Annotated in this window: 18 protein-coding genes and 1 pseudogene; 8 read left to right on the top strand and 11 right to left on the bottom strand. The window is 56.4% G+C overall.

The annotated features are described in order from the left end of the window. The first annotated feature begins 155 nt into the window (after positions 1–155). Genes dndB through dndE form a run of 4 tightly spaced genes read left to right on the top strand, consistent with a single transcriptional unit; the run spans position 156 to position 5,112 of the window. Positions 156–1,280 carry a DNA sulfur modification protein DndB gene (gene dndB / locus ACFQND_RS24055; RefSeq protein ID WP_377414810.1) on the top strand — a complete coding sequence of 375 codons (1,125 nt, stop codon included), beginning with the start codon at positions 156–158 and terminating at the stop codon, positions 1,278–1,280. Further along, positions 1,277–2,740 carry a DNA phosphorothioation system sulfurtransferase DndC gene (gene dndC / locus ACFQND_RS24050; RefSeq protein WP_377414807.1) on the top strand — a complete coding sequence of 488 codons (1,464 nt, stop codon included), beginning with the start codon at positions 1,277–1,279 and terminating at the stop codon, positions 2,738–2,740. Before dndB ends, dndC begins: the two co-directional genes overlap by 4 nt. Before the next feature lie 3 nt (positions 2,741–2,743). Further along, positions 2,744–4,726, top strand: a complete 1,983-nt coding sequence (gene dndD / locus ACFQND_RS24045; protein WP_377414804.1) for a DNA sulfur modification protein DndD — start codon at positions 2,744–2,746, stop codon at positions 4,724–4,726. Next, positions 4,726–5,112, top strand: coding sequence for a DNA sulfur modification protein DndE (dndE, locus tag ACFQND_RS24040; protein ID WP_377414801.1), 387 nt, complete (start codon positions 4,726–4,728; stop codon positions 5,110–5,112). Before dndD ends, dndE begins: the two co-directional genes overlap by 1 nt. Here the strand turns inward: dndE and ACFQND_RS24035 are convergent. From ACFQND_RS24035 to ACFQND_RS24010, 6 genes are all read right to left on the bottom strand, one after another. Further along, positions 5,109–6,068: an O-methyltransferase gene (locus ACFQND_RS24035; RefSeq protein ID WP_377414798.1), complete on the bottom strand. Its 960-nt coding sequence runs from the start codon at positions 6,066–6,068 to the stop codon at positions 5,109–5,111. The two genes, dndE and ACFQND_RS24035, sit on opposite strands and share 4 nt — an antisense overlap. Further along, the gene (locus ACFQND_RS24030; protein WP_377414795.1) at positions 6,061–6,498 is read right to left on the bottom strand and encodes a hypothetical protein; all 438 of its coding nucleotides are present in this window, start codon (positions 6,496–6,498) and stop codon (positions 6,061–6,063) included. The genes ACFQND_RS24035 and ACFQND_RS24030 overlap by 8 nt, the downstream gene beginning before the upstream one ends. 12 nt (positions 6,499–6,510) lie before the next feature. Further along, a complete protein-coding gene (locus ACFQND_RS24025; RefSeq protein ID WP_377414793.1) occupies positions 6,511–7,767 on the bottom strand; it encodes an IS256 family transposase in 1,257 nt (418 codons plus the stop codon). A gap of 159 nt (positions 7,768–7,926) precedes the next feature. Then, a complete protein-coding gene (locus tag ACFQND_RS24020; RefSeq protein ID WP_377414791.1) occupies positions 7,927–8,400 on the bottom strand; it encodes a hypothetical protein in 474 nt (157 codons plus the stop codon). Between the two features lie 29 nt (positions 8,401–8,429). Continuing rightward, positions 8,430–9,701, bottom strand: a complete 1,272-nt coding sequence (locus ACFQND_RS24015) for a hypothetical protein (protein WP_377414788.1) — start codon at positions 9,699–9,701, stop codon at positions 8,430–8,432. A gap of 11 nt (positions 9,702–9,712) precedes the next feature. Beyond that, on the bottom strand, positions 9,713–12,133 hold the full coding sequence (locus tag ACFQND_RS24010) for a DEAD/DEAH box helicase (protein WP_377414785.1): 2,421 nt from the start codon (positions 12,131–12,133) through the stop codon (positions 9,713–9,715). A 250-nt stretch (positions 12,134–12,383) separates the two neighbouring features. Between ACFQND_RS24010 and ACFQND_RS24005 the strand changes: the two genes are divergently transcribed. Genes ACFQND_RS24005 through ACFQND_RS23990 form a run of 4 tightly spaced genes read left to right on the top strand, consistent with a single transcriptional unit; the run spans position 12,384 to position 15,474 of the window. Continuing rightward, a complete protein-coding gene (locus ACFQND_RS24005) occupies positions 12,384–12,926 on the top strand; it encodes a helix-turn-helix domain-containing protein (RefSeq protein WP_377414782.1) in 543 nt (180 codons plus the stop codon). Between the two features lie 4 nt (positions 12,927–12,930). Further along, entirely contained in the window at positions 12,931–14,199 is a 1,269-nt protein-coding gene (locus ACFQND_RS24000; protein ID WP_377414779.1) for a type II toxin-antitoxin system HipA family toxin, read from the top strand. Positions 14,200–14,224: 25 nt separating this feature from the next. Beyond that, the gene (locus tag ACFQND_RS23995; protein WP_377414776.1) at positions 14,225–14,818 is read left to right on the top strand and encodes a hypothetical protein; all 594 of its coding nucleotides are present in this window, start codon (positions 14,225–14,227) and stop codon (positions 14,816–14,818) included. Beyond that, a complete protein-coding gene (locus ACFQND_RS23990; protein ID WP_377414773.1) occupies positions 14,806–15,474 on the top strand; it encodes a class I SAM-dependent methyltransferase in 669 nt (222 codons plus the stop codon). The genes ACFQND_RS23995 and ACFQND_RS23990 overlap by 13 nt, the downstream gene beginning before the upstream one ends. Here ACFQND_RS23990 and ACFQND_RS23985 read toward each other — a convergent pair. The 5 genes and pseudogenes from ACFQND_RS23985 to ACFQND_RS23965 form a co-directional block, all read right to left on the bottom strand. Continuing rightward, positions 15,396–15,617: a hypothetical protein gene (locus ACFQND_RS23985; RefSeq protein WP_377415235.1), complete on the bottom strand. Its 222-nt coding sequence runs from the start codon at positions 15,615–15,617 to the stop codon at positions 15,396–15,398. The genes ACFQND_RS23990 and ACFQND_RS23985 overlap by 79 nt on opposite strands. 78 nt (positions 15,618–15,695) lie before the next feature. Then, positions 15,696–16,001 (bottom strand): annotated as a pseudogene (locus tag ACFQND_RS23980) (LysR family transcriptional regulator); the annotation flags it as partial. A gap of 45 nt (positions 16,002–16,046) precedes the next feature. Further along, the gene (locus ACFQND_RS23975; RefSeq protein WP_377414770.1) at positions 16,047–16,988 is read right to left on the bottom strand and encodes an electron transfer flavoprotein subunit alpha/FixB family protein; all 942 of its coding nucleotides are present in this window, start codon (positions 16,986–16,988) and stop codon (positions 16,047–16,049) included. 1 nt (position 16,989) lies between these two features. Next, positions 16,990–17,739 (bottom strand): electron transfer flavoprotein subunit beta/FixA family protein, encoded by a 750-nt coding sequence (locus ACFQND_RS23970; protein WP_377414767.1) that lies wholly within the window; start codon positions 17,737–17,739, stop codon positions 16,990–16,992. Between the two features lie 127 nt (positions 17,740–17,866). Continuing rightward, positions 17,867–19,093, bottom strand: coding sequence for a phenylacetate--CoA ligase family protein (locus tag ACFQND_RS23965; RefSeq protein WP_377414764.1), 1,227 nt, complete (start codon positions 19,091–19,093; stop codon positions 17,867–17,869). Positions 19,094–19,100: the final 7 nt, after the last annotated feature.

Here is a 19,100-nt window from a genome sequence, read left to right as displayed (position 1 = left end):
ATTCGACTGGAAGCGCTGGCGAAAAGCGCGAGCCCGGAGGCAGGGCGCCGAAAGCAGTGCCCAGTCAATTGAGAAACCCGGGTGCCAATACTGTTGTCCATAACACCCATACGTTTGTTATTAGGCATACAAACAAGCTAGAATGCTAGGTTGATATGGCTGATGCTTTTTCCTACACTTTCCCGGCGATCAGAGGGGTGCAGGCGGGACGGGAATTCTATGTCTCGATGTGCCCTCTGCGTTTGTTGCGCAAGCTCTTTGTCTTTGATGATGAAGAGCTTGTGCCGGAGTTGCGTGCTCAACGAACACTCAACAAGGCTCGTGTTCCAGAGATCGCGCGTTACATCGTAGACAACCAAGACAGCTATACCTTCTCCGCCATCACGGTTTCAGTTGATGGCGACCTGAAGTTCGAGTCCGTGGGCGGTGATGGGTCAGCGAGCTATCGCATGGGTAGCTTAACAGTGTCCATGACTTCGAAATTCGTCGTCAATGATGGGCAACACCGACGGGCCGCTATCGTTCAAGCTCTGGATAATGCGCCAGAGCTTGGCGACGAAACCATTGCGGTCGTGTTCTTTATGGACCGAGGGTTGAAGCGGTGCCAGCAGATGTTCGCCGACCTCAATCGGCATGCCGTCAAGCCTTCTGCTTCACTGGGTGTGCTCTATGACCATCGCAGTGCGACGGCCAATGTGGCGCGTCATCTGTCGTTGACTTCCAAAGTCTTCAAAGGGCTCATTGAGTCTGAACGGTCTTCCCTGTCTCCCAGATCCCGCAGCCTCTTCACGCTGAGCGCTCTTCACTTCGCCACAACCGAGCTACTGACGGAGAGTGAACTGGAAGACTTTCACGCGGCCTCTGTCAAGTGTTTGGCGTTCTGGGAGATGATCGGAGAGCAGATTCCCGAGTGGACTTATGTTCGCGAGTCACGCATCACCTCTGGTGATGTCCGCCGTGACTTCATTCATTCCCATGCCATCGTGCTCCAGGCGTTGGGACGCGCCGGTCGATCACTGCAGCAACTGCCAGCGGCGGAGCGCGCTCAACGTGTGAAGCGGCTGCGAACCGTGGATTGGTTGCGGAGCAATGCGGCCACCTGGGAAGGGCGCGCCATGGTCGGTGGCAGCATGGCAAAGTCAGGGCAAAACATTACCCTGACCTGCAATGAAATCAAAAGAGTGCTTGGCCTGGATTTGACGCCGGAAGAAACTGTGGCGGAAGAGGCTTGGGCTGCGGCGCGTGCGCCGAAGCGCGCTCGTACAAAGAGAACAGCATGACCATGACAGCAGATCAGATTGTGGCGGAGATTCAGACCCTGTTCCGTTCTGACTCTATGCCGTGGATTGTGGGCTACAGCGGCGGTAAGGACTCGACCGCTAGCCTGCAATTGGTGTGGACGGCGTTAGCGGGTTTGCCGCCGGAAGAGCGCACCAAGATGGTCTATGTGATCAGCACCGATACTTTGGTTGAGAACCCAGTCATTGCGGCGTGGGTGCAAACATCTCTGTTGCGTATCGACGTGGCAGCTAAGCAGCAAGGTCTGAATATCAAGGCAGAACGATTGACCCCTGCCGTGGGTAACCGTTTCTGGGTGAATCTAATCGGAAAGGGCTATCCGGCACCTCGGCCCAAATTTCGCTGGTGCACTGATCGGCTAAAAATCAGCACCTCGACGGAGTTCATTCAGAAGCTATCAGAGTCACAAGGGGAAGCGATCCTTGTATTGGGACAGCGACGTGGTGAGAGCCAGGCCCGTGACAAGGTCATGGATCAGTACAAGGGCAGCACAAGAGATCGTTTGAGCAAGAACAAGGACCCTAAGCTGTCGAGAGTCTGGGTCTATCCCCCCATTGAGAGTTGGACCAGTGATGATGTTTGGGAGTACCTAATCACTACGCCCAACCCCTGGGGCCTCGACAACCAGGAGCTTTTCGGCATTTATCGAGGCGCGACACCTGATGCGGAATGCCCCATCGTGGTGGACACCTCGACATCGAGCTGCGGTGATAGTCGATTCGGCTGCTACGTCTGTACGATGGTCACGCAGGACAAGTCCATGCAAGCCATGATTCAGAACGATGATCAGAAGCAATGGATGCAGCCCATCCTTGACTTCCGCAACAAGAACCTTGCGGTTGAGGACCGCGATGAGCGTGATTTTCGGCGTCTGAACGGGCGTCTGACCTTGTTCCGGGACCAGTTGGTGCATGGGCCCTATACACAGCAGCGTCGCGAATTTTTGCTCAAGGAGCTCTTGCAGACGCAGAAGTTGGTGCAGGAATCTGACCACAAGCAGGGTACCCAACTGATTGAGCTGATCTCTGTTGCAGAGTTGGAAGAAATTCGCCGCATTTGGGTTGAAGAGAAGGGCGAGATTGAGGACCTGGTTCCTAAGGTATACGCTGATGTGCTGGGAGTCGCTTATCCCGGGCGAGACATGGAGCAAGTCCCGCTTGATCGGGGTGACCTGACAATCCTGCGGCAGGTTTCCACTGAAGTTGAATCGGAAACGGAAGCTGCGCAGGAGTTGTACAAACTCACTCGCAGTCTGCTTGCGTTGCAGTTTCAGTCCATTGAATCTCATAAGCGGTCCAAGCATTTGGATAAGCTCGAAGGTGTATTGCGCCAATACGCCTTCCGCAATGAACAAGAAGCCCTGGAGTTTGCAAAGTCCAGCGCGTCAAGTGAATCGGAACCGGATGGCGATGCCTCCGATGGCACGACCATGATTGCATGATGTATGGCAGGAATAACAATCAAAGCTCTGTCCGTTGAAAACCTAGGACCTTTTCGAGAACGCCAAACCATCGATTTGTCAGTCAAGACAGGGAAGCCTGTTGTCCTGATCAAGGCGCTCAACGGTAGCGGAAAAACAACCCTGCTCACCGCACTGCAGGTGGGTTTGTATGGTCAGAAGGCACTTGCCGACCTCAAGCGATCAGAGTACGAGCAACTGATTCTCGGGTTGAAGCGGCGCGATACCCTCGGCAACTCGATTGTGGAGATCGCCGTTGAGGTGGAGATCGGCGCTGCTCGTCGGCAACTGCTTGTGCGCCGCGAGTGGTCGGTGCGTGGCGAGACCTTGAATGAGCAGATTTCGGTTTCGGAGGATGGCAGCATAGACCTTGATTTTTCGCAAGGTTGGGACGAGTTCATCGGCTCTATCCTTCCAGCGGAGCTGGTTCAGCTATTCCTCTTCGATGGCGAAAAGATCGAAGCTCTGGCCAATCCGGATCGACTGCCAGAGCTGCTGAAGCGTGCCACTGAAGTCTTTCTTGGCATCGGCGGTATCGACGCACTGTCAAACGACCTGAAGGCCCTTGAGCGCCGAGCGGTCCTCAAGAACAAAGGAAGCTCTGAGGCGTTCGATGCGGCCCGCGCCAACCTGTTGAATTGGCAGGCACAGCTTGAAGAGTTGGAGCGCAAGGTAGAAACCCTGACACAAGAGAAGGCCTCAGCTCAGAACTTGGCTGATCAAGCCGACATCGCCTTGAACCGCTTCAATGCTGAGGCGCAGCGCAAGGGCTTGGTCGCGTACGAGCAAGCTGCGGAGATCCGCAGCACTGTGGTTCACGCCCGCAAAGCCGTTGAGACCTCGCGCGCTGATCTGATCGATGCGATGTCAGACCCCGTGCTTCCGATCGCCTGGGCCGCTTCACTGTGGTCGCAGTACAAGCAGGCCTGGGAGCAAGACCAAAAGGTCAAGCTCTCCAAGCTCTTGGGGCAAGAGTTCAAGAAGCGCGATCAGCGCATCTTGGCCGCCCTGGAAAAGGGCCTTCCCAAGGGCAGTACGGTTGCTCTGCGACAGGCTCTCGATGCGGATCTGAAATCCTACACAGCCACTCGTGGCCCGAGTGCGCCCCGCATGCTTGATGCTGATCCGCGTGATACCGAACGCCAGCTTGAGCTCGCCCGTTCACGGGTGGGACGGCAACTGGAGCAGATCCAGGACTCGCAAACCCAGGTGGACAGGGCCGAGCAGCGCATCGGCCAGATTCCCGCTGAGGAGCAGGTCTCGGGCATCTTGGTTCAGCTTCAGGAGCGGAGCAAGACCGCGTCATTGGCCGCAGTTCGCCTGTCCCAGGTTGTTCAGCAACTGGAGGACGTCCAGAGCAATATAACGCACGTAAGTATGCGTTTGAAGGCCGCTCAAGATCGCCTCGGTGCCGAGTTCCGTGATCGATCGATGGAGGCTAAGAGCCTTGATGCCTCCGCAAGAGCTCGTAAGGCACTGGTGCTGTTCAAAGATCGTTTGCTGGCTTCAAAGGCGCAGTGGTTGTCCAGCATGATTACCACCGAGTTTCAGAAGCTGCTTCGCAAGCGCAACCTCATGACCTCTGTTGTGGTGGATCCTCAAACTTATCGGGTCAGCATTCTCGACAGCAAGCAGCAGGAACTACCGATGGATCGCCTGTCCGCTGGTGAGCGGCAACTGCTTGCAACGTCCGTGCTCAGTGCCTTGATCAAGGAGAGGAAGGGACGATTCCCTGTGGTGGTGGACACTCCGTTGGCTCGCTTGGATCAGCAGCATCGGTCTGCATTGATCAAAGGCTTTTTCGCCACGGTCTCACACCAGGTGGTGGTGCTTTCTACCGACCAAGAGGTTGAAGGGCCGGCGTACACAGCCCTTCAACCTTTCAATAGCCAAGAATACGAACTCAGCTACGACGACAGCACCGGATGCACGACCGCTCGCCGGGTGCACGGCGCAGGGATGCACTGATGGAACGAATCAAGCTCAGCGCCTCCGCGCGCAATCAACTGGCCACACTGAAGCGCCGTACGGGCATCGAGCACAACAATGCGATCTGCCGCCATGCCCTCTGCATGTCACTGGCCAACCCTTCAGTGCCTCCAGAGGAAAATTTTTCCTTCGCGGGAGGCTTGGAGATTGACTGGCGCACCTTCACGGGGGGGCAAGAAGCTCTTTACACAAACCTGCTGGTCGTTCGGCTGCAGTCTGAGGGCAAACGGGTTTCTGAAGAGGCGATCAGGCAAACCTTCCTCTTGCATGTGCATCGAGGCCTTTCATACCTAGTTAGCAGAAGAGAGGATGACCTGTTAATCGAGCTAAGTCTTTCCGTGTCTATGCAAAAGGCATTGGCCTAAAATGCCTCAATCTCAGAGAAGCCGGGAAAGTATCGATAGTTCTGCCAGAGAGATTCCGCATCTTTGGGTGTAAATATTTTTTCGTTTAGCTTGGATTGATCGGGTCTAATTTCCATCAAATGCCGTATCTCTTTTATTGTTAGATTGGGCATAGTGATGTCAAAAGGCTCGTCACCATTTCTTGAAAAATACAAGTCATCCAATCTACAGTTGCCAATGTATTTTTCATCCCCTTCATTGAAGAACAAGAAAGCTACCGTAGCCATCGGGGCGCCATCTGCATAGGTAAAGAATAGTCTTTGCTCGAACTTCATCTTTAATGCACTGTTTTCTTCACTTAGATTTCTATCCTTCAGAATTGCACCGATTTCGTCTCTAATGCAATTTTTAAGAAAAATGGCATTATTTCGGCTGGATTTCCACCCTCTGAGATCGAGGTTTGCAGGGATATTCTTTTTGTTTACCTGCTTAATCAAGGCATCTTTAAGGCCATCTATGTCGCCATCCACGAATTCAGGAGGCTGACAATTAAATGAAACAGAAAATACGCTGCCCGAGGAAATTCCTTCGGCAACAATAGCTGCATCTTGCAGCATAAACGGTTCAAACGCACCGTCATAGTCGAGCCAATAGATTGTTTTCTTGGCTGATTGAGCTAACTTTGGCAGAACCTCGGAAGAGTGCCCCCACTCCATGCGAATATTTGAGTAGGGCTTATTAAATTCATATCTGGCTCTGTTATTTGTGTCTGCCTCGATGCTTATCATTTCTGATATATTTAGGTGTCGATGGAAGATAATAAAATCAGAAAAATACTTCGATCCAAAACCTATATATCGATAGTCCTCTATTCGACCGAAATGTGAGAGTCTCAAAAAGAAGTCTCTCATCATTTTTCGTTCAACATTTTTAGCGGGCCGAACGGAGTAGTTGATTTTTCTACCAGAGTTACTCATCTTTGCACTCATACGTATAGAAATAATCGAAGGTCTGTTCTCCAACCTCTTTCATTGTGTTTGCCGACAGTGCTGCTCTTGCTAATTCGTAACGTTCAAGTGGCACGCGGTATTGGATATGGGCTACTTTTGCTTCATCGGCGGGAATCAATTTCTCCGGCCTCATAAAGACATCCATGGTTGCAGATTCAAGAATCCGAACTGACTTAGCGGAAGTAAGCGATGCTGCTAGAGGCATCTCTTTCAGAGTGCCTTCATTGAATGCTGTAGTTTCTTGTGCAAGCTCTCTCAAAAAGGTCAGAACAGGCTTCATGGCGACGCTCATGTGATATAGCGCCGCCTTGTAAATTTTTTGATCTTCATCGACGCCGGTGGGAGTGTCTGAATTTCTGTGTGTGAGGCGGAGATACTCGCCCACAGTATTGGGCAAGCGGATTTCATCTTAATTGAATTGTTTGGTAAACCGGTCGTCGTAGAGAATCGCAAACTGGTTCATGGCTTCCTTCCAATCTCTGCCTGCCCGGTCCCAATCAGCCGTGATGTTTCGCAGTGCCAGCCAGATCAGCTTTGTGGCCGCATCGTCCGTTGGGAAGTGCCCCCGCGTCTTGATGATCTTGCGTAGTCTGGCGTTCACACTCTCAATGGCATTGGTCGTGTAGATCACGCGCCGGATGTGAGCCGGGAAGGCGAAGAAGGGAATCACCTTGTCCCAGGCACGCCTCCATGACGCCACAACGGTGGGGAACTTCTGGCCCCATGACCCCTGTTCAAACGCATCCAGTTCACTCAAGGCGGCTTCGGCACTGGGTGCTGTGTAGATCGGCTTGATGGCCGCTGCCAGCGCCTTGCGGTCCTTCCATGACGCGTAGTCCAGGCTGTTGCGAATCAGGTGCACGATGCAGGTCTGTAGGGTGGTGGCAGGGAACACAGCACCCAGGGCCTCGGCCATGCCCTTGAGGCCATCGGTGACTGCGATCAGGATGTCGTTGACACCGCGCGTCTTGAGGTCGTTGAACACCTTCATCCAGAACTTCGCGCCCTCGGTGCTCTCTATCCACAGGCCCAGGATGTCGCGTGTGCCATCGGGGCGTACGCCCAACGCCAGGTAGATGGCCTTGTTGCGCACCACCGCGTCTTCGCGAATCTTCACCCGCAGTGCGTCAAAGAAGACCACGGGGTACATGGGCTCCAAGGCACGTGCCTGCCAGGCCGTCACCTCGGACATCACCGCGTCCGTGACCGAACTGATCAGGTCTGGTGAGACTTCTGTGCCGTACTGCTCGGCCAGAAAGCCTTGAATCTCGCGTACCGTCATGCCACGCGCGTACATGGCCACGATCTTGTCGTCAAAGCCGGTGAAGCGGCGTTCGTGCTTGGGGATGAGCAGAGGCTCAAAGCTGCCTGTGCGGTCACGTGGGACCTCAATACGCAGGGGGCCATCCTCGGTCAGCACGGTCTTGGCTGAGGCGCCATTGCGGTGGTTCTTGGCATCAAGGGGCTTGTCTGCACCAGAGGCATAGCCCAAGTGGTGGGTGAGTTCGGCGCCCAGCGCGCGCTCAATCAACGCCTTCTTGAACGCCATCGAGGCGGCATTTACCGCCTCTGCGCTCATGGGGCCATTCACGAACTGGTCAATGAGTTCTTTGGGGATAGTTGGCAGCGCCTGCGCTGCTTTGGTCTTGCGTGTCTTGCTTGGCATTCATGTTCCTTGGTGACATGTTATGCCTCACACACAAAATTTCTGACAGGCTCACGCCGGTTTTTGTGGTTGTCCAAGGAAGCTTGCTTGAGTCCTCGGAGGAGAACTCTACAAGCCCTCTAAAGTACGCAAAGTCAGCATGATATTTTGGAATGGTGCTTAGCCATCAAGTATCTCTCGACCAAATGCTTCGAACGCCACCGGCGTCATTTTTTTGAGTTCTTGAAGCATTTTTTGCTTGAAGGTGCCCAAGTATCTTTTGTGGTTCTCCCATAGATCTCTTTCGATTGAAGACAAACGGCTGAAATCCGACTTTCCGACTGATCTTTGTGAGGGCGATTTTTTCCGAGAGTTACGCTGCCTGCTTTGTGATCTGCCTGCAGTCTGTATATCTGGCTGATCTAGCGGATAGTATGTGTTGTCGCCTTGTAACCTGAAGTGCTTGGTTGGCGATGCAGTAGGAAAGTCGACCCCCGCGCAATGCCGCCTGATTTGCATCAAGACAACATGGTGCGGATCCTTTGCCTGAAATTGGTAGAGCCCTTGCGCAACTATCTCGTCGTATGCTTCGCGCGAACTGAGCGCTCGTCCTGCTCCGCGCATAACCTCTTTGAGGGCTTCAACAATGGTCATGGATTCTCCTTCCGCCTATCTTGGATAGATCAGGCCGTTATTGCTTTCATCATTTTTTGGTACTGGGACACTTGCTGGGCAATTTTGACGAGCATCGGCTCCAGATGCTCCTGCTGAGACACCAGCGTATCCACCTTCAGTTCTTGTAGAGCCTTCAGCAAAGAGGTTAACGTATCGATCGGGGTGCGCTGTGTCTTGTGTTGCAAGAACTCCGCCTCAATTAGGCGAATGGGGCGCGCTTCCTCAGGTGCGTTCACGTCCAGTTGTTTGGAAAAATTGGTGCTGGCCTTCCCGTCATAGGTGGCCATCTGGTTCCAGAGGCGCACGCTTTCGGCCTTGTAGAAGACGTTTTCGTTGTCCTCTTCCTTGCCCGCGCGTGGTTTCGAAAACGCCCATTGGAAGAGCGCCTCTTCTGACTCCTTGGGTAGCCTCATGCTTTCCCGGGTAACGCCAAACTGCTCCTTCGGGTAAGGGTTCTGCAGGATTAGCTCAAAGAAGTAGTGATCTTCATCCGAGAGTTTCTCGCCCTCGGGTAGGCGATCCTCGTAGTCGCGTTTGAAATGCGTGAATGCAGAAGCTGCTTGAATGTTCCGACGCGCCTTGGTTGCTCCAAGCGAGACCATCTCCGCCACCGCGTTAACCAAATCGTCTTCCAGGCGCAGTGCACCTTTGGCGCCGTGCCGCTCCCGAAACAGGCGCTCGTACAGCGACAGGATATACAGGTTGGTGGCGTACGGCTTCCACTCCCTAGCGTGGCTGATGTGACGGACGCCGAGGAGACGAGGCAGGATGGCTTGCAGTTGCTCGACCGATTTCGCGAGCACTGGAAACACGCGCAGCTGCGAGGTCTGAGCACGAATGGTTTCCAATCGATCGACCGTTTCCTGCTGTACACGTAATTCTTCCTGGAAACGGGATGGATTTTTCTTGAGACGCTCAAGCTTCTTGACCTCAGCATCCAAACGTTCGCCTCGAAGGGTCCGCAAAGCAACTGTCCGGGTGTTGCCTTCGACGACAACATAGTGTCCGGGTCGCTTCGGGTGCTCCCAGACGATGATTGAGTCAATCGGAACCCAGCCATGCGCCATGATGGAGTCACGCAGTGTGGCTACCTCATATACATCGGAGACGCGGCGTTCAAGGTCCTGCTGCAAGCTCAGGTCGAACAACGCCGCATCATCGTGGTAGCCAGGCGGGTTCTCGGGCGCAATACGGGGATTGTTCGGATCAAGATAGATGGAGTCGAACGGAACGAGCTTGGAATCTTGCAGATCGCTGATGGGGGTAGCGTTGTCAGGCATGTGGATGCTCCTTAAATGATTGAAACGGTTGTGTCTTTGTTGAGGGTGAGCATGCGACCGTGCCGCGCAGCTGGGTCAAGCAAGAACTCAATGCGGTGATGCAGGCGGGCGGGGAGGGGTGTTGTACCGGCGCTCATCAAGTAGGCAGCGAGGGTGCCGAATTGGGCTCGCGGTTCTACTTGAGTCAGTTCCAATCGAAGTGCATCCAGCATTCCGAGCAGGGATTTGGACTCGACCTCATTCAGCAGGTGAGCTTCTGAACCGGCTAACGGCAGCGGCACCTTGATCGCCACTGCCGCATATAGAGGCGCGCGAAGGTACTGAGCCTCGATCTCTTGAGCGTTGTGGCAGTCTTTGAGAAATGCCGCCAGCGCTTGGGGAATTGCAGGTCGAAAGTGGAGGGTGATGTACTTGAGCCAGCTGGTTGCACTGTTTGTCTTGTACGGGCGTTTTCCTACAGCATCGATGGCAGAGGGACCATGAACCTCGCGCTTGGCAAAGTAAGCGGCGGTCAGCAAGTGAGACATTTCCAGCCAGCGACTGCCAGGCGTGAGGTCCTTGATCAAGCCGAACTTTGAGCCTTCACTGATTAGGAAGTCCGACGGATCAGACAGGTCCGCACCGCGCGCGCAAAACTCGTTGAAGATGCCGCGAAGTGTGTGTGACGTCTCCGGGGTCTCGGCCAAGATGCCCCATTTGGCATCCTGCTCAAAACGATCAAACTCGCCAAAGTGCGGGAGCCCATAGAGGAATAGGCGATAGGTTTCGCCTGGCACGACCGAATTGAGCCTCAACCTGATGCGGTTGGCTTGCTTGGTTTCCACGCAGTGCTTGCTCAGGATGTCTTCGACTTTGGCCAGCAATTCCGCATGACTCCCATAGTCGATATCGATCAACTGAGGCCTAAGGAAGTCGTCAATCTCTTGGTACAGCCATCGTTGATCGAAGTGATATGCCAGCCCATCGTTTCGTGCCTGGACCACATAGGCGGCTCGTTTGTCCGGGGAATAACGCACGCACCGTCCGGCTGCCTGCATGAGCCGGATCACACTGCTCGTTGGGTAGGTCAGCACGACAGCGTTGATGGCTGGGTCGTCAAACCCCTCCAACAGGAGCTGGGCCGACACCAGCACAGCGCGTGGCTTGTTGGCAAAGCGCGCTAGAAAATCTTCGTTGTCGATGGCGAGTGAGTTGCCGCTGCCGTGGACAAAACCGAGATCCTCTGCCGTCAGCGGATGGTCGTTGGGGAGTCTTGCGGCCAGGGCTGCATAGAACTCTTCGACTCGATCAACGCGTGGTGCCAGCACCAAGACCTTGGTGAAATCTGCGGCCGTGCGGTCAATGATGAAGTCCACCAGGTCGTCGAGCGAATCTGGCGACCAGTCAAAGTTGTCGACCGGAAAATCAACAAACTTTGGCGTGAGGATTGCGCGTCGCTCAGCCAGCTCCCGGTACGTGATCGTGAAGGCAATTTCGTCGATGCCGATGGGAAGGCGGTCGCCTCGATTCGGCGTGGCTGTGAGCAGCAATACCGGAGCCATCCATGGGTTTGCAAAGACTGGCTGATAGGACGGGGCGGCAGCATGATGAGCCTCGTCAACGACGATCAGGGCAGGGCGGTTGGAGGCGCCATCGAGTAGCGGGCTCAAATCACCCACCATCACAAACTTGATCCGGTTGCCCAGCTCGGAAAGGGTTTCGCCTTGGTCAGCAGATGCAGAGGCAATCAGCTTCTGCAATTCGCGATGTGCTTGCTCGCGTAGGTTGCGACGGTGAGTTACCCAGTAGACCGGTGCTTTGTGGTCTGCAGCACGATCCAGCATCGCAAGCACGATGCGCAGTGCCGTTCGTGTTTTGCCAGCGCCGGTGGGCAAGATCAGGCCGATACGCCCGCCTGGCCGCCTGTTGAGTGCATCCAAGCAGCGACTGACCGCAATGTCTTGGTAGCTCCAGTCAGGTGCGGCGCCGTCGGTTTCGAGCCGCGGCGCAAGGCTTTGGCTGGAAGTCGCCGAGGCTTCCCCAGCGCCTTGGGCGCCAACCAGTTGCTGCGCGAGAGCGGGCGGGATGCTCAGACGCTCTGCGATTTCGGTCGCTGTCAATGTCGAGAACGCTGCCAGCCTTGAAGTTTCCGCAGAGAGTTCGTGCATCGCAGCGGCGGCACGGTTGGTTGTGGTGCCATCTGCGGCCAACATCGCATCGCAAGCTTGATCAATCAAGGCAACGGAAGCCTCGTTGAGGGCCCTGGATGCATCCATGGAAAGCAGCGCATGTATACGGTTGGCGTGGAGGCGCCCGTCCAGTCCTGTGGACTGGGCTGCGTCGTTCAACGCCTTTGTCAGCGATGCAACGTTTCCACTCGCCAGCAGAAGTGGGATCACTTTGCCGGTGATGAGTGTCTGAACAGGTTCACTGTTGATGCTGAGGCGTGCCATGGATACTCCTTGGCTTAAATTCTATAACAATGGAATTAGTTATGTCAATGCCAAAATAATGGAATGCAAGGCAGAGGTGAAAACGGCCTCGCATTGACTGGGCACTCTCAAGTTGCAATATTGCCAATATTCTTTCACTTTTACCCATCAAGTGGCGTTCCATTTGCGCTGGAAGTTACTGTAGACGCGCTGACTATATAGTGCAAATATTTTGGCATTTATAAAGTCTTTGCGGCAAAATACCTGCACTATGGCTAAGAAGATTGCGCCACTCCTCCCGTCTGTTGACAAGCTGCTTCAGCAGTTCGGGGAGCGCCTGCGTCTTGCGAGGCTGAGAAGGCGTCTTCCTGCAAAGCAAGTGGCTGAGCGTGCCGGGATGTCGCCGATGACATTGCGCAGCCTTGAGCGCGGCGGCTCTGGCGTGACCATGGGCGCCTACCTCGCGGTCATGCAAGTGCTTGGGATTGAGAGAGATCTTGATTTCTTGGCCAAGGCCGATCCCGTTGGTCGAGAGCTGCAGGACTCGCGGCTACGTCCAGCAGCAAATGTGACACGGCGGATTGCTGGATCGCCGAAGGGGCGATCAACGCGCTCGTCACCGAGCGAGAGAGGTGCATCCCAACAGGATGAGCCGATTCCATTGGCTCAGACAAAACCAGATCTGTCCTCTAGGCCCAATCCAGCTGTCAGTGCAGAAGAGGAGAGCTGGATCAAGAGTGGCGACTTCGCCAGTGCCGATGTGCTGTCTAGCCTCATCGCCAAGGCAGCGACTCCTGCGAAGAAGGAGCGCTGATCCCATGCGCACGAACATTGCCGTTTATGCGGATTGGGTGGGACTCGCAGAGCCGACACGGCTTGGATGGCTGTATGCCCGACGTGGAGCGGGACGTGAGGTGTTCGAGTTCGCCTTTGAATCTTCCGCATTGGCCCACAGCGGCTTTCTGGGCATACACCTGGATCCGCGGTTGGGGCATTTTGAAGGGCGTCAGCACCCACCACAAGGGCAAGAGATTTTTGGTGTTTTCGCCGATTCGAGCCCCGATCGTTGGGGGCGGGTGTTGATGCGGCGGCGTCTTGAGAGAGCGCAGCGCGCTGGCACAGTAGACAAGTCTGTCCGTTTGTACGAATCGGACTATTTGCTGGGTGTGCATGACACCTATCGCTCAGGTGCGCTGCGCTTCAAGTTGGACGATCAGGGTGAATTTCTGGACAACCAGCACGGAACAGCCGCGCCACCGTTCGTCAAACTGCGCGAACTGGAAGCGGCCAGCTTGGCGTTGGAGCGTGACGATGACAACACATCGGTTGCTGCTGACGAGTGGCTGCGCATGTTGATTGCACCTGGTGGCTCTCTTGGTGGTGCGCGTCCAAAGGCAAGCGTTGTCGATCCGCAAGGTCAGCTGTGGATTGCGAAGTTCCCCAGCGTGCGTGATGAACATGACGTCGGGGCGTGGGAACTGGTTGTTCAGACCCTGGCGAAGAGTTGCGGCCTACGGGTTCCCACCAGCCTGGGGCGTAGGTTTGCGAGTGAGCATCACACTTTTCTGGTGAAGCGCTTTGATCGAACGTTGGAGGGGAGGCTGCACTTCGCCTCTGCGATGACGCTGACAGGACACGTCGATGGCGAAGACGCGTCGACTGGAGTGAGCTATTTGGAGATCGCGCGGGTGCTGATCGAGCATGGTTGCCAGGTGGCCGATGACTTGCGCGAGTTGTGGACCAGGATCGTGTTTAACATGATGGTGTCCAACACCGACGATCACCTGCGCAATCACGGCTTCATTCTGGTTCCGGGCAAGGGCTGGCGCCTGTCCGAGGCCTACGACATGAATCCTCTCCCGAACTCGCATGGGTTGAAGCTCAATGTGGGTCAGACGGACAACGCGCTTGATCTTGATCTGGCTAGATCGGTTGCTGGCTTCTTCCGAGTCCCCGCTAAGCTGGCGGACGAGATCATCTTGAGGTGCAAGGAAGTCGTGAGGCAATGGCCAACAATCGCCCAGAGTTTGAGAATTTCTGATCGAGAACAACAACGGATGGCCGACGCGTTCAAACTCGCAGACTGATTGGTCGCTCGGAGCTTTTTTCCCTATGAAAACCACATCTCCCAAATCGATAGAGATTTTGAAACACCGCCTTGCCAGTGACCTGGAAGAGCGCAAATGGCAGTTCAAGAAGCTCGAGCTCCAGTACCTGGAAGCGGGGCAGCATCTCAGGTCTTTAAATCAGCTCATGTGGCAGGTTCCGAGCATGGTGATCGCAATCACTGGCGGGCTTTGGTATGGATCCACCACGGTCGATGAGCTTCAAGCTCGCGCCGTGGTCTTGTACTTTGCTGCTGTGTTCAGTCTGCTGACCATTGTGATCATTTGGCGCCTCCGCAGGCTGATTCAAATGCACATAGGCAGGCAGAGCCGGTTTTCTCCTGATAACGAGGATGCGCCGCGAGAAAAGTACGTAGTGATTGGTTGTTGGATTGCAGCGCTTTTAGGTTCTGCAATCGTCAGCACGCTTGGTGCTTTGAATCCATCGTACCTGTCAAAGAAGCAGGAACCCCCTAAGGAAGCAAAGTGCTGTGTTTCGCAAATCGAGGTGGTCACAAACCCTGTGCAGCCTCCGGCCTGCTCTGCCAAGCCCCCCTTCAAACGGCAATCAACCGCTTCGAGCAAGCCATGCGCCAAGTAGCCTGGTCTGCATACGATGACGCCAGCGAGAGCTTCTTTCAGACCTATGAAAGCCTTCGGTTCTCGTCAACCCACCGGTCATTCTTGCGATTTCTTCCAGCGTCAGGGGCAAGGTGCCTGGATGTCGGTGCAGGGTCGGGCAGGGATGCGTCTGCCCTTGCAGCACGAGGCTATCAAGTTACTGCGGTCGAACCGAGTCGTGGTCTTCGAGCCCTGGCTATGGCCAAGCATCGCCAAGTCAACATCAGGTGGATCGACGATGCTTTGCCGAACCTTGACAAGGTCAAGGCTCTGGGAGAGGCATACGACTTCGTTCTGCTTAGTGCCGTCTGGATGCACATCGAGCCAAAGGATAGACAGCTGTCGCTGCAAACGCTTAGGCAACTGCTTGGATCACACGGGAGCATCGCGCTAACCTTAAGAATCGGAGACGCGCCCCCCAACAGGCCCATGTACCCGATCAACGTTGACGAATTCATTGCACAGGCGGCCTCTGTCGGGCTCAAGGCGGTGTACCAGAGCCGAAAGTCCGTGGACTCTCTGAAGCGCGAGAAGGTTCGATGGATCAAGCTTGTGCTTCAGTCGCAGACTGAACCGCCTCGGTTGGCCACCGTCGAGCCAAGCGATGGTGCACCACTGGCCTCAAGGACGGAGTGAGCATGGATGTCCTGTTCTTCCTGAAGGAACGCACGTGAATCGCCACGGGTTTCCTGGACACCCGTGAGCAGTTGGGAATGGCGTTGTTCGAACTCGACCGGCGAAGTTCCACCGGCAGCGCCGTTGCGCGGAGACTGGGTCACAACCTTGGGGCGAAATTAGCGCTTTAGTGGCTCAGTTTTCAAACGAAATCAACAAGCAGTGCCGTGAGACGGGACTGCTGTCACGCTGCCCGAGAGTGCGATACGCAACTGCCCCTGATTTCCGGCCGACGCGGCCCGTACGCTGTCACTCGCCTGAGTCAGCGCGGCGAACACACGCGGTACGTGCTCCACGAAGACCTGACCTGTACGGGTCAGGTGCGTGCTCCGTGTGTTGCGGTCGAAGAGACGGACCCCCAGCTCTTCTTCCAACTCCTTGATCGCCCTTGAAAGTGGCGATTGCTCAATGTGTAGCTTCTCAGCGGCTCTGGCGAAATGCAGCTCCTGAGCGACTGCCAAGAAGCACCGAAGGTGCCTCAGTTCCATTGTTTTCCCTGAATATTTCCATTCTCGACTCGATGACTATTGTTTTTAGATCGCAGCGACCAGTTCCGGCACCGCTGTGAACAGGTCGGCCTCCAGGCCGTAGTCGGCCACGCTGAAGATCGGCGCCTCGGGGTCCTTGTTGATCGCCACGATCACCTTGGAATCCTTCATGCCAGCCAGGTGCTGGATGGCCCCTGAGATGCCGGCGGCGATGTACAGCTGCGGCGCCACGATCTTGCCGGTCTGGCCCACCTGCAGGTCGTTCGGGGCGTAGCCCGCGTCCACCGCAGCGCGCGAGGCGCCGATGGCCGCACCCAGCTTGTCGGCCAGCGGCGTCATCACTTCGTTGAACTTCTCGCTGCTGCCCAGCGCACGGCCGCCGCTGACGATGATCTTGGCCGCCGTCAGTTCGGGGCGGTCGTTCTTGGCGATCTCGCTGCCCAGGTAGGCGCTCTTGCCATTACCTGTTGCGGCGGTCACGGTTTCCACGGTGGCGCTGCCGCCCTGGACTACGGCGTCAAAGCCCGTGGCGCGCACGGTGATGACTTTGGTGGCGTCGCTGCTCTGCACGGTGGCAATCGCGTTGCCGGCGTAGATCGGGCGCTCGAAGGTGTCGGCGCTGATGACCTTGGTGATGTCGCTGATCTGCGCGACGTCGAGATTGGCGGCCACCCGCGGGGCGACGTTCTTGCCGCCTGCCGTGGCCGGTAACAGGATGTGGCTATAGCCGCTGGCAATCGCCAGAACCTGGGCGGCGATGTTCTCGGCTAGGCCGTGGGCGAAGCCTTCGCCGTCGGCGTGGATGACTTTGCTAACGCCTTGCACCTCAGAGGCAGCCATTGCAGCAGGCATCGAGCGGTATCCTGCGACTAGAACGTGGACCTCACCACTGCCAAAAAAGCTGATCTCTGCTCCAGCCTTGATCGTGTTGAGCGTGGAACTTTTGAGTGACGAACTATCATGTTCGGCGATCACCAGTACGGTCATATCAAATCACCTTCGCTTCGTTTTTCAACTTATTGACCAGTGCGGTGACATCGGGGACCTTCACACCGGCACCGCGCTTGGCCGGCTCTGCGACCTTGATCGTCTTCAGGCGCGGCGTCACATCGACACCCAGTTCTTCGGGCTTGACCGTCTCCAGCGGCTTCTTCTTGGCCTTCATGATGTTGGGCAGCGTCACGTAGCGCGGCTCGTTCAGGCGCAGGTCGGTGGTGACCACCGCCGGCAGGCTCACTTCCAGCGTCTCCAGGCCACCGTCGATTTCGCGCGTGACCTTGGCCTTGTCGCCAGCCACTTCAACTTTGGAAGCAAACGTGGCCTGCGGCAGGTCAGCCAGCGCGGCGAGCATCTGGCCGGTCTGGTTGGCGTCGTCGTCGATGGCCTGTTTGCCCAGGATGATCAGGCTAGGTTGTTCCTTGTCCACCAGGGCCTTGAGCAGCTTGGCCACGGCCAGGGGCTGCAGCTCCACGTCGGTCTCGACCAGGATGGCGCGGTCGGCGCCGATGGCCATGGCCGTGCGCAGCGTTTCCTGGCACTGCGCCACGCCGCAGGAGACGGCGATCACTTCGTTGGCCACGCCCTTTTCCTTCAGGCGCACGGCTTCTTCCACCGCGATTTCGTCAAAGGGGTTCATGCTCATCTTGACGTTGGCGATGTCCACGCCCGTGCCGTCGCTCTTGACTCGCACCTTGACGTTGTAGTCCACGACTCGCTTAACAGATACAAGGATTTTCATATGAGAGTTTCCTGTTTATTTGCAACTCAAAGACAAGGCTTGGAACTCGCGCACTAGACGTAGCGTGCGAGACGTGCACGCCTAGCTGCAGGTCCTTTGTGTAGTAGTCGTTTTGATCGTTAACCGTCTAGACGTTTTTCCGATCAACCAGAAGAGGGGCGTCGACAGTCAGATCGTCCGCGGATATCCATTCGACGGCATCCAGCTTCAGGCGAGTGTGCTGTTTGAAGCAGTCCAGCAGTTCCTTCTCGATCTCTGCCGCCGCTGCGCCCGGCTGCAGCACGCCGCGCAGAGTGATCGTCTCGCGGTGCCCTCGATTGGTGACCACCACCTGGGCGCGTAGTACCCGTGGCAGTTGCATCAGCAGTGTTTCAATGTTGCGCGGATAAATGAAGATCTCGCGGGCCTTCACTGCCTGTCCGACCCGGCCTTTGAGCAGGCTGATCCGTCTGACGAAGCCGTCGGTCGATGCGGCGATTCCTTCCGCCACATCGCCCGTACCAAACCGGACGAGAGGCCAGCCCCGGTCCAGGGTGGTGACCACGACCTCACCGGTTTCGCCCAGTGGCAAGGGAATGCCCGATTGCGGGTCGCAGATCTGAACCAGCCTTCGAGGCTGCACGGTGTAGCCATCCAGCTCCGCTTCTTCGTAGCCGATGAGTCCGAAGTCGCCGGTTGCGTATGCCGAGAAGGTCTTGATGCCGTAGCGGCTCTCAAGCTCGCGCCGCTTGCCCATCCAGTCACCCATTTCCCCGCCGAGCAGCACCGACCTGAGCTTCCAGGCGGCCGGCAGCGCATGGCCCAGCTGCTCCAGTGTGTGGATCAGCGTGATGAAGAAGGCGGTAGAGGCGCAAACGCAGGTGATGCCCAGCTCCAGTATCAGCTGGGCCTGCTGCTCGGCGCCGCCGGGGCCGCATGGAATAACGGTGGCGCCCGTGGCCGCGATGCCCTGGTCCAGCAGGACGCCGGCGGGCACCAGGTGATACGACCAGGTGTTCAGCACCCGGTCCTGGGGACCGAGACCAGCCCGCCAGAAGCAGTGAGCGAAGCCGTGGCCGTCCTGATCGTCATTCAGCCGTGGTTCGTAGATGGGGCCCGGTGACACGAAGATGTGCCGGATCGCCGCCTCGTTGGCGGCCAGGAAACCGCCGAAGGGCGGCGCCTTGCGCTGGCAGTCCAGCAGCGCGTCCTTGCTGGTGACGGGTAGGCGCGCCAGGTCGGCCGCGCTACGGATGTCTTGCGGCGTCAGGCCCGCACGCTCATAGATGTCGCGGATGGCGGGCGCCCGGTCGTAGGCGTACTGCTGAGCTGCGCGCAGTGCGTCAAGCCGGTCCACCGGCAGGGGATGCGTCATGATGGGC

Source organism: Polaromonas aquatica (assembly GCF_042659145.1).
Taxonomy (GTDB): Bacteria; Pseudomonadota; Gammaproteobacteria; order Burkholderiales; family Burkholderiaceae_C; genus Polaromonas; species Polaromonas aquatica.
The sequence above is the reverse complement of the archived record's forward strand: the minus strand, read 5'-3'. Positions and strand labels throughout refer to the sequence as shown.